Origin of the sequence: Paraflavitalea speifideaquila (genome assembly GCF_032395985.1) — a bacterium.
Lineage (GTDB): Bacteria > Bacteroidota > Bacteroidia > Chitinophagales > Chitinophagaceae > Paraflavitalea > Paraflavitalea speifideaquila.
On the sequence record NZ_CP135920.1, the window covers coordinates 7,141,140 to 7,154,508 of the forward strand.

At 46.1% G+C, this 13,369-nt stretch carries 15 protein-coding genes and 2 pseudogenes; 15 read left to right on the forward strand and 2 right to left on the reverse strand.

The genetic code is table 11. The annotated features are described in order from the left end of the window. Window positions 1–132: 132 nt before the first annotated feature. The 15 genes and pseudogenes from secA to RS881_RS49085 form a co-directional block, all read left to right on the forward strand. Window positions 133–3,112: pseudogene (secA, locus tag RS881_RS49015) on the forward strand (preprotein translocase subunit SecA); the annotation flags it as partial. 132 nt (window positions 3,113–3,244) lie between these two features. After that, a complete protein-coding gene (locus RS881_RS62085; RefSeq protein ID WP_315824859.1) occupies window positions 3,245–3,433 on the forward strand; it encodes an SEC-C metal-binding domain-containing protein in 189 nt (62 codons plus the stop codon). A gap of 39 nt (window positions 3,434–3,472) precedes the next feature. Beyond that, window positions 3,473–4,012 (forward strand): GNAT family N-acetyltransferase, encoded by a 540-nt coding sequence (locus RS881_RS49025; protein ID WP_315817492.1) that lies wholly within the window; start codon window positions 3,473–3,475, stop codon window positions 4,010–4,012. A 97-nt stretch (window positions 4,013–4,109) separates the two neighbouring features. Next, window positions 4,110–5,054, forward strand: coding sequence for a nitrilase family protein (locus tag RS881_RS49030; RefSeq protein WP_315817493.1), 945 nt, complete (start codon window positions 4,110–4,112; stop codon window positions 5,052–5,054). Window positions 5,055–5,292: 238 nt separating this feature from the next. Beyond that, complete coding sequence (locus RS881_RS49035) at window positions 5,293–5,493, forward strand: hypothetical protein (RefSeq protein ID WP_315817494.1); 201 nt, start codon at window positions 5,293–5,295, stop codon at window positions 5,491–5,493. 3 nt (window positions 5,494–5,496) lie between these two features. Next, the gene (locus RS881_RS49040; protein ID WP_315817495.1) at window positions 5,497–5,673 is read left to right on the forward strand and encodes a hypothetical protein; all 177 of its coding nucleotides are present in this window, start codon (window positions 5,497–5,499) and stop codon (window positions 5,671–5,673) included. A gap of 31 nt (window positions 5,674–5,704) precedes the next feature. Next, window positions 5,705–6,226: pseudogene (gene bla, locus RS881_RS49045) on the forward strand (subclass B1 metallo-beta-lactamase); the annotation flags it as partial. Next, entirely contained in the window at window positions 6,223–6,516 is a 294-nt protein-coding gene (locus RS881_RS49050; protein ID WP_315817496.1) for a hypothetical protein, read from the forward strand. The pseudogene bla and the gene RS881_RS49050, both read left to right, overlap by 4 nt. 5 nt (window positions 6,517–6,521) lie before the next feature. Next, window positions 6,522–7,139, forward strand: a complete 618-nt coding sequence (locus tag RS881_RS49055; protein WP_315817497.1) for a UbiA prenyltransferase family protein — start codon at window positions 6,522–6,524, stop codon at window positions 7,137–7,139. Window positions 7,140–7,331: 192 nt separating this feature from the next. Beyond that, window positions 7,332–7,982 carry a type II toxin-antitoxin system RelB family anti-toxin gene (relB, locus tag RS881_RS49060; RefSeq protein WP_315817498.1) on the forward strand — a complete coding sequence of 217 codons (651 nt, stop codon included), beginning with the start codon at window positions 7,332–7,334 and terminating at the stop codon, window positions 7,980–7,982. 84 nt (window positions 7,983–8,066) lie between these two features. Next, window positions 8,067–9,017, forward strand: a complete 951-nt coding sequence (locus RS881_RS49065; protein WP_315817499.1) for a hypothetical protein — start codon at window positions 8,067–8,069, stop codon at window positions 9,015–9,017. Between the two features lie 14 nt (window positions 9,018–9,031). Next, complete coding sequence (locus RS881_RS49070) at window positions 9,032–9,481, forward strand: hypothetical protein (RefSeq protein ID WP_315817500.1); 450 nt, start codon at window positions 9,032–9,034, stop codon at window positions 9,479–9,481. 316 nt (window positions 9,482–9,797) lie between these two features. Then, on the forward strand, window positions 9,798–10,235 hold the full coding sequence (locus tag RS881_RS49075) for a diacylglycerol kinase catalytic domain-containing protein (protein WP_315817501.1): 438 nt from the start codon (window positions 9,798–9,800) through the stop codon (window positions 10,233–10,235). A gap of 173 nt (window positions 10,236–10,408) precedes the next feature. Next, window positions 10,409–11,104: a DUF3108 domain-containing protein gene (locus tag RS881_RS49080; protein ID WP_315817502.1), complete on the forward strand. Its 696-nt coding sequence runs from the start codon at window positions 10,409–10,411 to the stop codon at window positions 11,102–11,104. A 64-nt stretch (window positions 11,105–11,168) separates the two neighbouring features. Further along, complete coding sequence (locus tag RS881_RS49085) at window positions 11,169–11,609, forward strand: NUDIX domain-containing protein (protein ID WP_315817503.1); 441 nt, start codon at window positions 11,169–11,171, stop codon at window positions 11,607–11,609. Window positions 11,610–11,808: 199 nt separating this feature from the next. Here the strand turns inward: RS881_RS49085 and RS881_RS49090 are convergent, their stop codons facing one another. Beyond that, complete coding sequence (locus tag RS881_RS49090; RefSeq protein ID WP_315817504.1) at window positions 11,809–12,165, reverse strand: group II intron maturase-specific domain-containing protein; 357 nt, start codon at window positions 12,163–12,165, stop codon at window positions 11,809–11,811. Beyond that, a complete protein-coding gene (gene ltrA, locus RS881_RS49095) occupies window positions 12,150–13,085 on the reverse strand; it encodes a group II intron reverse transcriptase/maturase (protein WP_315817505.1) in 936 nt (311 codons plus the stop codon). The genes RS881_RS49090 and ltrA overlap by 16 nt, the downstream gene beginning before the upstream one ends. Between the last annotated feature and the right edge of the window lie 284 nt (window positions 13,086–13,369).

Sequence of the window (13,369 nt, forward strand, 5' to 3'; positions counted from 1 at the left end):
GCTTTTCCTTACCTTTGACGTCCTGTCAAATTGGCTCGTTATCAAACTATAGCACCTTTTTTGACGGCTAGAAGATTCATTAATCTTGTAAACATTTCAACCAGCTATAATCATGTTAGGTTTTTATCGAAAATGTTCGGAGGTAGTAAGTCGGAGAAGGATATTAAGAATATTCAGCCCCTCGTACAGCAGATTCACCAACAATTTGCGGCCTTCCAATCCCTGAGCAATGACCAGTTAAGGAATAAAACCCAGGAATTCCGTCAGCGTATCAAGGCTCACCTGCAAAAGATCGACGACGAAATTGCCGCCCTGAACAAGCAAGCCGAGGAATTACCCTTCAGTGATATCAATGGCAAGGATGCCATTTACCAGGAAGTAGATAAACTGATCAAGGACCGGGATAAACAGATCGAAGAAGTGCTGAAGGAAATACTGCCCGAAGCCTTTGCCGTAGTGAAAGAGACTGCCCGCCGTTTTAAAGACAATCCTGAGATCGCATCCACGGCTACTCAGCTGGACCGCGACCTGAGTGTAAAGAAAGAATATATCCGCATAGAAGGTGACCAGGCCATCTTTAAGAATACCTGGAATGCAGGTGGCGCCCCCATTACCTGGAACATGGTACATTATGATGTACAGTTGATTGGTGGTACTGTATTGCATGAAGGAAAGATTGCCGAAATGGCAACGGGTGAAGGTAAAACCCTGGTATCTACGCTGCCTGCATATCTCAATGCACTGGCTGGGGAAGGTGTACACATCGTTACGGTGAATGATTACCTGGCCAAACGTGACTCTGAATGGAACGGAACGATCTTTGAATGGCTGGGCCTTACGGTAGACTGTATTGACAAGCACCAGCCCAATAGCGCCGAAAGGCGCAAAGCCTACCAGGCCGATATTACCTATGGTACCAATAACGAATTTGGCTTCGACTATCTCCGGGATAATATGGTGCATACACCGGAAGAAATGGTACAACGCAAACACCATTTTGCCATGGTGGATGAGGTGGATAGTGTATTGATCGATGACGCCCGTACCCCCTGATCATTTCAGGTCCCGTACCCCGTGGCGATGATCAGCAATACCATGTGCTGAAAAGCCGGGTGGAAAAGCTGGTAGACATGCAAAAGCAGGTAACCAATAAATACCTGAATGAGGCCAAGAAATTATTTGAAGCAGGAGATGATGAACCCAAGAGCGGCGGACTAGCCCTGATGCGCGCTTATCGTGGATTGCCCAAGAACAGCGCCCTGATCAAGTTCCTAAGTGAACCAGGCGTGCGGGTAAAACTCCAAAAATCGGAGAACTATTACCTGGCCGATCAGCAGAAACAAATGCCTACGGTAGACCAGGAACTGTATTTCCATATTGACGAAAAGAATAACCAGGTAGAATTAACGGATAAAGGTATCCAGGCCATTACCAAGGCCGGTGAAGACCCTGAATTCTTTGTACTGCCTGATATTGGCGTTCAACTGGCCGAAATTGAAAAAGAAGTACAGGACAGTGAAGAAAAGCTGCAACGTAAAGAAGGGGTACTGAATGATTATACCATCAAGGCCGATCGTATCCATACTGTTCAACAATTATTGAAAGCCTATACCTTGTTTGACAAGGATATTGAATATGTGGTATTGGAAGGTCAGGTAAAGATCGTAGATGAGCAAACAGGCCGTATCCTGGACGGCAGGCGTTATAGCGATGGCCTGCACCAGGCCATAGAAGCCAAGGAAAGTGTGAAGATCGAAGCCGCTACGCAAACCTATGCTACCATTACTTTACAGAACTTCTTCCGGATGTACCATAAGCTGGCCGGTATGACCGGTACGGCGATTACTGAAGCTGGTGAGTTCTGGGATATTTATAAGTTGGATGTGGTGACGGTTCCTACCAACGTAACAGCCATCCGTAAAGACCATGAAGACCTGGTTTATAAAACCAAGCGCGAGAAGTACAAAGCCGTTATTGATGAAATAGAAAAGCTGCGCAATGAAGGCCGCCCCGTACTGGTAGGTACTACCTCCGTAGAAGTAAGTGAATTGCTGAGTAAGATGATGGCTGGTAAAAAGATCCCGCACAATGTATTGAACGCAAAACAACATGCCCGGGAAGCGCAGGTGGTAGCAGAAGCTGGTTTGGCCGGCGCCATCACCATTGCCACGAACATGGCTGGTCGTGGTACGGATATCAAGCTCGGGCCTGGTGTAAAAGAAGCTGGTGGCCTCGCCATCATTGGTACAGAACGCCATGAAAGCCGTCGTGTAGACAGGCAGTTGCGTGGTCGTTCCGGCCGTCAGGGCGATCCTGGTACTACTCAATTCTATGTGTCATTGGAAGATGAGCTGATGCGTTTATTCGGTAGCGAACGCATTGCCTCCATCATGGACCGCTTTGGATACAAAGAAGGTGAAGTGATACAGCACAGCATGGTAACCAAGAGCATTGAACGGGCGCAGAAGAAAGTAGAAGAAAACAACTTCGGTATCCGTAAGCGTTTACTGGAATATGATGATGTAATGAACAAACAGCGGAACGTGATCTACAAAAACGTAACCACGCCCTGTTTGGTGACCGCCTTGCCCTTGATCTCGATAATGCCTTCTACATTGTAGCCGAAAGTTTGATCACAGGCTTCCAGGAGCAGGAAGACTATGAAGGCTTCAAGATGGCAGCCATCGTAAACTTTGGCATTGACAGCGCTATCTCAGAAGACGAATTCAAAAAGGCCAATGCCAATCAACTGGCCGATCAACTGTATAATGAAGCAATAGCCCGTTACCAACGCAAGCTGACGGACGTACAAACCCAGGCTGTTCCTGTATTCAAAAATATCCGTACTTCCCAGGGCAACCATATCGAGAATGTGGTAGTACCCTTTACCGACGGTAAGAAAGGGATGCAGGTACTGGCCAACCTGAATAAGACGGTAGAAACCGGAGGGCGTGAATTGACCAATGCCCTGGAACGGCAGATCACCCTGGCCATCATTGATGATGCCTGGAAAGAGCACCTGCGGGCTATGGATGACCTGAAACAAAGTGTACAAACGGCTTACCTGGAGCAGAAAGATCCGCTGGTGATCTATAAGATCACCGCCTTCGACCTGTTTAAACGCATGGACAGTGATGTGAATAAAGATATCATCAGCTTCCTATGCCATGCCAATATTCCAGTGGAGCAAAACAATGGGGAGCAGATCAAGGAAGGACGGGAAGAGAAAACGGATATGAGCCGTATGCAGGCCAATAAGGAAGATATCGACCGTCGGGGTAATGATTATGCAGCCAATGAAAATGATTACTTCGATCCTTCTACCCAGGTAAAACAAGAACCTGTGCGCGTAGGCCCCAAAGTAGGACGCAATGATCTTTGTCCCTGCGGCAGCGGCAAGAAGTTCAAGAACTGCCACGGTAAAGACGCTTAATAATTAAGCCATTATATTGAAAAGCATTCACGCAAGTGGATGCTTTTTTATGCTATCTTCATCAGGATGATCAGCATCGAAAAATACGACTCCCTTTCCCCAGCCATTAAAGAAACACTACACAATTATATCCAGGCCGAATTTGGCCATATTCCCATTGTACAGGAAACCACCTGGGCAATACCTGACTGGACAATCCTGCACACCGAGAACGATACCATTGTTACCTTCTTCAATATTATTGAGCGGCAGGTATTGCTGGATGGCATTCCCTCCAAAATAGCAGGCGTCAACAACGTAATCACCCCGCCCGCTTTCCGGGGCAAGGGATATTCCTCCCAGGCCCTTACTCAAACCACCTCTTTCCTGTTTGATGAATTAAAAAGCGAACACGCCTTATTGCTTTGTGCTGATGCCATGATCCCTTTCTATAACAGGCTGGGCTGGTACACGGTCAACAGCACCGTTTATATTGAACAGCCATCCGGCAGGAAGTTATGGACCGCCAATACCATGTTGCTAAGCCCCGATAAAACAATATCGCCTGCTGCCATTGACCTGCAGGGAACACCCTGGTAATGGTAGTATTAAATATTAACAACTGTTAATCAAAGTGCACCATTAATGTGTTCTACATTTATGTGCCCGATTATCTTATCCATTTATTTAAAATACCATGAACAACTTAAAAATAGCCACTGCGCAGTTTGAAAATAAAAGCGGCGACAAAGCCTACAATCTTTCGATCATTGATCAACTGACCGCCAAAGCAGCGTCACAAGGCGCTCAGGTAGTAGCCTTTCATGAATGCTCTATTACCGGCTACACTTTTGCCCGCCACCTATCCAAAGAACAAATGCTGGCCATTGCCGAACCCATTCCGGATGGTGAAAGCATACAAGCAATGCAAGCCATTGCCGCCAAACATAATATGGCCATCCTGGCCGGACTGTTTGAAAAAGACGATCAGGACAACTTATTCAAAGCCTATGTATGTGTAGATAAGACGGGACTGATTGCCAAATACAGGAAACTCCATCCATTCATCAATCCCTACTTAATCCCAGGCGATCAATATTGTGTATTTGACCTTTACGGCTGGAAATGCGGTATCCTGATCTGCTATGACAACAATGTGATTGAAAATGTAAGGGCCACCCGTTTGTTAGGTGCCCAGGTGATCTTTATGCCCCATGTAACCATGTGTACCCCTTCTACCCGGCCAGGGGCTGGTTTTGTAGATGCTAAGCTCTGGGAAAACCGCGAAGCCGATCCTACTTCCCTACGCCTGGAATTTGATGGCATGAAAGGGCGCGACTGGCTCATGAAATGGTTGCCCGCACGCGCTTACGACAATGCTATTTATGCTGTTTTCTCCAATCCTATTGGTATGGACGACGACCAGCTCAAAAATGGCTGTTCTATGATCATTGACCCCTTTGGCGATGTGCTTGCCGAATGCCGTACCCTGGGTGATGACCTTGTAACTGCCAGCCTCACACCTGAAAAACTTATCCAGGCTGGGGGCCACCGCTATATCAAAGCGCGCCGGCCAGACTTATACCGTGAAATTATTGGAATGGAACATACGTCAGAGCAAAAAGTAGTGTGGCTGAAATGATTCCATATCTGGAATTTATGATGTAAGTTTATCCCTGTGCAGTTTACTTTTATCAAGGAAATAATCCCCGACTTTACCCATACCGTATATGGCGATCTTGGCACCTGTGGCATATTTAGAGTAATGGATGATGCAGGTAGTAAGGTTGGTAAATTTTTTATAACGCTGACGTATCTTTTTTGCATTTGGGGAGGAGGATATCAGGATTGATTACTCACCTCTGCAAAATGGCTGACGCATGTATTTAACTGATAATATCCATCTACATACCGATCACCGCCCCTGGTCATTGCAACGTGCAGATGTATATTCTCTTGACCTAAACTATAAGATCGGTAATATAAACCTCACCACCCCACCCGAACTGGCACATTATTCGCACGGCGTACAAGTCATTGCGTGGAAACGCGAGATAATAAACCAAACCAATCAGTATTAGCACATGAAACGCCTACCTGCCTTACTGGCTATTATCCTAACCATATCTACCCTCAACCTGTCGGCACAAACTACCGGCCCCAAATTAAAGATCACCCACCTTACCGGCGATCTCTACGTCTATACTACCTATAACCTCTTTGGAAAAGAGCTGTTTCCCTCAATAGCATGTACCTGGTAACCCCCAAAGGGATCGTCCTTTTGACACGCCCTGGGACACCACACAGCTCAAACCATTACTCGATAGTTTACAGGCACGCCACCACCAACAACCGGTATTGTCTATTTCCACCCATTTCCATTCCGATCGTACGGCAGGGCTCAATCACCTGTATGCACACGGTGTGAAGACCTATTCCACTTGGCAAACTTTTGAACTGTGTAAGAAAAAAGGAGAAGAACAAGCCGCCTTCCATTTTGCAGGTGATACTACCTTCCAAACAGGCGGCCGGCAGTTTGAAGTATTTTATCCCGGCCCTGGCCATGCCCCGGATAATATTGTGATCTGGTTTCCCCGCGAAAAAGTATTGTATGGCGGCTGTTTCGTTAAAAGTACCGAAGCCACCAGCCTGGGCAACCTGTCGGATGCCAATGTGAAGGAATGGCCCCATTCTCTCCGGAAAGTGATGAAAAAGTTTCCTGTACCCATTTATGTTATCCCTGGCCATGAGGGATGGAGCAATAATCAATCTTTACAGCATACCTTGCAGCTGTTAAAGGCGCATAAACCATGACGAGGTCATTTTATCATGCAATAACCCGCTTTATCTTCTTTGGTAATTACTTCTATGGATTGTGTGCCGTAGCGCTTTCTATAGAAGCCAGTCTCCAGCAACAGTACCCGCTGAACAGCGGACTGTATTATACCCTCGTTTTCTGTGCCACCATCCTCTATTACACCCGGGCGTATATTACGGAAGTAGCCGTTGAAACCACCAATAAAAGAACCAATTGGTACATGCAGTTTAAGCGTTGGGTATTTTTTCCCAGGTCATGCTTACCCTTATTGTGGCCGCAGGGGTAGCAATTATGTTGTATAAGAATTGGCAGCACCTGATCAGCCAGCCGCCGCTCACCTGGCTGCTGCTTTTTATATTCCCGGTCACCGCTTTACTGTATTACGGATTCAATCACTCCAAACTGGGCCGCTTTAGCCTTCGCAATTCCGGTTGGTTAAAACCCTTCATCATTGGCTTTGCCTGGGCAGGCCTGGTCACGGTATACCCTGTTTTGTATTACCTTATTGATCATGGGCAGGTATTTCAACCTACCCTGGTGGATGGCTGGTTCTTCATCAAGAACTTTATGTTTATTACCGTATTGTGTATCATGTTCGATATAAAGGACTATGCGGTGGATTATAATTGCCAGCTCAAAACATTTGTAGTAAAAGCGGGCTTGCGCAAGACCATTTTTTACATCATCATTCCCCTTTGTGTAATTGGATTGGCCTCTTTTATTTTGTTTGCCGTGGCTAACCATTTCCATCCCATGAAAATAGGGTTGAACATCATTCCCTTTGTGGCCCTCATCCGGGTGGCCTGGTCCATGCACCAGCGCAAATCCATCCTCTATTACCTGTTCATTATTGATGGCCTGATGCTGGTGAAAGCCCTTTGTGGTTCCCTGGCCATGATCTATTTCTAACCAGGGCAATCAAAAGTAAATTTGACATTTATTTAATCCCCTAACAGACAAATCATTACACAGTATTTTCCGCATTATCCTAAGTAAGAACCCGTACCAAATTGCACAATATTTCCGGTATTGGGTTCCCGCAACTATCTTTGTATTCGTTACCCCAAAGTCTATTAGTAGCCGGTGGCACCGGCTTTGCTTATGGAGTACCCTAATGATAGTTCTACAACCATGAGTCTTGGAAACAAAGTAGTCAGCGCCAGAAAGAGCAAAGGTTTAACGCAGGAACAACTGGCCGAGAGAGCAACGATCACCGTACGCACCATTCAACGTATTGAAAACGGTGAAAGTATTCCACGTGATTATACCCTCAAAGCCATCGCGGCCGCCCTCAATATGCCCCTGGAAGAGTTTATTTCCGTCAGAACATGCCTCAAAGTCAATAGCGCTTTCTGCCTCCTGCATCAAAATGAGCAGCGCCCGGAAGAACGCCAGGAAAGCAGCCACTTTCTACAAATGCTCAACCTATCAGCCTTTTCTTATCTCGTAGTCCCCTTTATACACTTCCTCATCCCCATCCTGCTCCTGAAAAAGTGGAAGGAAAAAGATGGCACCCTGCAAACAACCGGGCAGCGCATCATCCGCCAGCAGATCTGGTGGACCATCAGCACCCACTTTCTCTTGTTGCTGACCCTCATTTATAATCTTATTCAAGCCACCTGGTTCGAGAAAAGCAATCTACTGAACTATATCTGGATCTTTGCCGGTATGTATGTGCTCAATGCTTTTATCATTGGCTTTACGGCTGTCAGGATCAGGCATTACAGCCGGGCCTCCTATATAAACAACTGATCAACAGCACTTGTCGGGTAAATGACGGGGTAATGTCGGGGTGTTGGCGTAGGCATTTCCCAAGCATGGGCCTACCTTCGGTTCATGAAAAAACAATTCATTCCGCTACTCCTGTTCTGCTTTTGTACCCAAGCCATCCAGGCCCAGCTTCCCCCACCACTGCCTGCCCTGCAACTTAGTTTACCGGCTGGTACCCATACCCTGCCTTTGCAATGGAAAGGTGATAGCCTGAACGGACAATGGGACCCTCATGCTGCGCTCCTGATCCCAGTGACCCTTCCGGGTAGTCCCGGCACCTTTTACATGCAATTTGATACCGGCTCGCCCTACTCTCTCTTTTACAAGGATCAACTGCAGGCCATTCACCAGCAATACCCGGCCACCAAGGCCCTGTCCAGGCTGGCCGACAGCCTAAGCAACTATTCCTTCAAGGCTGGCCCGCTTTCACTCAAAGCCGCCCAAATTGCCGTACGCTCCTTTGACAGCACGGGCATTGACTGGACGAACAAAAAAGCTATTCATATTATTGGCACCCTGGGCACAGACCTGATCGATAACAAGATCGCTATCCTTGATTATCCCCGCCAACAATTGATCATCAGCGATACCCTACCTGCCTCATACAGCAAAGCAACACCTACGAGCTTTATGTATGCCATGCGGCGTATTTTATTGCCTGCAGAGATCAAGGGGAAAAAAACCATCCTCTATTTTGACTCCGGGTCCAGTGCTTTTGAGCTGCTCACCAATAAAGCCACCTGCCTTCAATTGGCGATAGACAACCATCAGCCGGTTCAATACCCTGTGTCGTCCTGGGGCAAATCATTAATGGCCAATACCATTACCACCAATGACAGCATCACTCTGGCTGGCCTGGCAACACCTATTCGCCACGCTAGCTGGATAGAAGGCGTTAGCGAAACCCAGGTAAGTCAGATGATGAAAATGGGCATCGGCGGTATGACGGGCAACAAATTATTTTTACATCATATATTGGTACTGGATACACGCAAAAAGCAATTCATGGTGTTTTGATCAATCGGTCATTAATGTCATCAGCCAAATTCAGTATATTTAGGCAAAGACAGTCATATGAGAAAAATATTAGCAGCGCTTCCCTGCTCATGATGGTTGTTGTTGCCCAGGCACAAGGTACGGGCAGCGATACCCGCTCGGCCGGTCGCCCCGTAGCCATCAGCCGCCTCCCCGATATGCCCGATGATGAAACCGTTCGCTCCAAATTCCTCAACCAGGATTGGGTGCCCGGATTGGTGATCTTCAGAAATGGCACGCCTCCCATGAATGTGCCCCTTCTCTTCGATGAATTTGGTGAAAAACTATATTACCTGCAAGGCGGCACTACCATGGAGTTTAACCATCCCGTTGCCGCCTTCAATATGTTACTCGTTATAAAAGGCGATACGACCGCTGTTCATTTCAAAAATGGCTATCCCCCATTCATAAAAACACGGGCGAAACATTTTACCAGGTACTGGTAGAAGGCAAATTCCAGTTGCTGAAGTGCAAGGCCAAAACCATTGGCCTGTATAAAGATGAAGTGACCGAAGAAAAAGGCAGGATAATATAAAAGAACTCCTGTATGCCCAGTTGCCCGATGGGCAGATCGTTATGATCAAAAAGACAAGGACTACCTCTATACCCTTCCCGGGTATGGCGATGTTATTAAAAACATGGCCGAATCAAAGAAACTGAAGTTTAAGCGTGAGAAGGACCTTATTGAGCTGTTTGAATACCTCAATACGCAGTAGCATATTTACCCCAAACAGATTTCAATTTTAAATATATCACCCCGATATGCAACGCTTTTCCTGCCAAACAGGTCAGCAGGTAAACAAGCAACTCCTTTATGAAGCAACTCCTGACCTTTACCGGATCGCTTTTGATAACGACCCTGTTTTTACCGGCTGTAAGAAAAATAAGGAAACAGCTACTGGCGAAACGCATAAACTGGTATTAGCAGCCAACTCAACCTTTCACAACGACGATGTGGAGATCTACATTGATGGTCAATCAGTATACCATCAAAGAGTAACAACCTCTACAGTGGGTTTTGCAGGCAGTACCCAACTCGATGAAGGTCATGGCAACCATTCCATTAAGGTCGTCATCAATGGAAACCTTTCCAAGTCCTCCACTTTTACCATGACAGCTAAAAAGTATATTGGCATCAACTACGATCAGGCCAATGAAATATTGATCATTTTGAGGGATGAACCCTTTGTATACGATTAATGAATGGAATCTCCCCTACAGTCGGTAGTGAAATATCATCAAAGAGAATTGGCTGGTAGATCCTGGCAGTTAATTCGTACAATTTAATCAATTAAACTGCCGGTTCATCTGGCCCTTGAGGCAAGTAAACCAGCATCCTTGTATTTTGTGGTACACATTCAACCACATCATACATGCGTACTATACATGCAGCTGTTCTGCCCCTATTATTGGTACTGGTGGCCCCCATGACCCAGGCCGGTATGCGCGATACCTTTCTTATTAAAGATGTTGCTGGTAAACTAAATCCTTCAGAAAGAAAGTACCTGCAATACACTGAAACAAAAGACGGCCTTATCCATTTCAATGCTGTTTTAACCCGTACCATTCAAAAAACAACTTATCAGGGAAAGGATGCTTTCCTGATCATACAAATGTATCAAACGGCCAAAGGCATTGACCGTGATTCCAGCTATTGCCAGCCCACCAACCTGGAGCCATTGGCCTACTCTTCGGCTATTCAATCTGAGCAATACCAGGAGCAGGTCCTATTCGCCAATGGCATAATAGAGAATACCATTACCTTTAAGGACAGTACTCGAAGGTTTACGAAAACAAATGCACACTTTTACAATGGCGTAATGACCGATGAACTCATTGCGGTATTACCTTTTGAAAAGCAAAAGCAGTTTGTTTTGAAAACCGTTAATCCCGGTATGCGGTACTTTGAATACACTACCCAGGTGGAAGTGGAAGGAAAAGAAATGATCAGTATTCCGGGAGCCGAAAAGTATTGTGCTGGAAGCTGCGGGTTACCAATGGAGCTAATTATACCCTCAATGGTTTACTGTAAAAGGCCGCCAGCAGTTGAAAAAGAAATTCCTATTTAAAAACGGCAATGCATTTATCAGGGTAGCCATGATAGCCTGATGAAGGCCTCAAACTTACCCATCTATGCAAAGCAGGCAAGAAATATTACCCGCAGTAGCCGCCATCATTTTCAATCACCAGGGAGAAGTATTATTACAGCGCCGTAAAGATGTGGGGCAATGGGGGCTTATTTCAGGGCATGTGGAATTTGGAGAAAGTGTAACCGAAGCCATCCTGCGCGAGATAAAAGAAGAAACGGATACCAGCGCCAGCATCAAACGCCTCATAGGCATCTATTCATCGCCCTCATCACAAACCTACCATTATTCCCATCGTACTGTGCAATATGTTACCACTTACTTTGAGGTAAACCTGCTGCAGGAAATAACACCCGGTTATTCCAATGAAGAAACGGCCGAGCTTCGTTATTTTCCTCAAGATGCCCTGCCCGATACCCTGGCACAGGTAAATCCCTATTGGCTGCAGGATGCCCTGGATACACAAGCTACTCCCTTCATGCGCTAACAACAATGTCAGTGTTTACCCTTTTATGTGAGACTTAGTTTTCCTTTCAGAGGTGACACCTTTCGTTTTCGAATCAAGGGAAAGGTGTCACCTCTGAAGGGCTTAAGATCAATAACTGAAATCGAGTAGGTTGTGAGGGATTAATTCCCTCACAGACCTCTCACACCACCGTACGTACCGACCGGTATACGGCGGTTTGTCAGAATAACTTAGTTTGGTGAGTTGTTTTCCAGTAATAGTAGTTTGCGAACCCTACGTATCCATGCCTGACAAAGTATTCATTATTTAATGCCCTTGTCAATATTGGACTGTGTGCAATGCGGCAATAGCCCCTACGGCTATTTGACCACTCATAGGCTTTCCCAGGATTGATTCCCAGCCTTTTCAGGTTAATCCACCGCGTTTTTGGTCTTTTCCATTGTTTCCATATTCCCATCCTTAGACGCGTTCTTACCCATCTGTCCAGTTCCTCCATTCTGCTTTTGGCTTTGGCCATCCTAAAGTAGTTCACCCAACCAACGATTGTCGCCTCCATCTTCTTTATCTTGTCTTCCACTTTACCGGGGCTTTACGCTGAGTTCGCTCTTTCATCTTTTCTTTAATCTTTCTCAGCGATTTGGGCGCAATACGTATTTGCCAGCCCTTTTCGCTTCGGTAAAAAGAAAAACCCAGTAGCGTACTGTCATTGGGGCGGCTGACTTTACTTTTTGTGCGGTTTACTTTTAACTTTAGCTTCTTTTCTATGAACTCTGTGATTGTAGTCAGCACTCGAGCCGCTGACTTTTCACTTTTCACATAGATGCTACAGTCATCTGCATATCGTACATACCGGTGGCCTCTTGCCTCTAACTCTTTGTCCAGTTCATTTAAAACAATGTTGCTCATCAGCGGTGATAACGGAGAACCTTGAGGAGTGCCTTCTTTGCGTTCTATCACTACTCCATTCTCCATTATTCCGCAGTTCAGGTACGCTCGCAGTAGCTTCAGTGTCCGCTTGTCCGTTATCTTTTGGGCCAGCGCCGACATTAACCGGTCGTGGTTCACCCGATCGAAAAACTTCTCCAGCTCCAGCTCTACTACCCATTCATTGCCGTCGTTCAGGCTGGTTTGAGCCTGATACACTGCCTGATGAGCACTGCGATTCTCTCTAAACCCATAGCTATAATTGGAGAACTCCGCTTCATACTGCGGACTCAACCACTGGGCTATTGACTGCGTAATTAACCTGTCGATTACTGTAGGTATTCCCAACATCCTTTTACCGCCTCCGTTTTCCTTGTCTATTTCTACTTTCTTCACTGCCTGGGGGCGGTACGTGCCTTCTAAAATACTAGTACGCAGTGTTTGCCAGTTGGTATTCAGGTAGTCGCGAAGTTCATCGGTCTGCATACCATCTATACCTCCAGCCCCTTTATTGGCAGTTACCTGCTTAAAGGCTTTTTGTACATTGCGGATATCTAATATTTCTTCCAGCATACTATTACTTAAAAAAAAATCATCCCAGCGTTATTCCCATTGGTTGCATGATGAGGCTCAACTCCTCCTGTGTTTTACTTTTAGCTTCCGGCTTATCCTCACACAGGTAGTTTTCTAATGTTCTTCTATTGTAATCGCATCAATCATAAACGTCTTGTTCATTTTCGCCATTCTAACATTCGGCCCTTCGGTTTGGCTGTGAGTCTTCCGTCTTTGCCCTTTACGGGGAGATGGCTCGTTTCCTTCCTACTACGGCTTCGGCTGACTTCTGCTCTAAGCGAAGA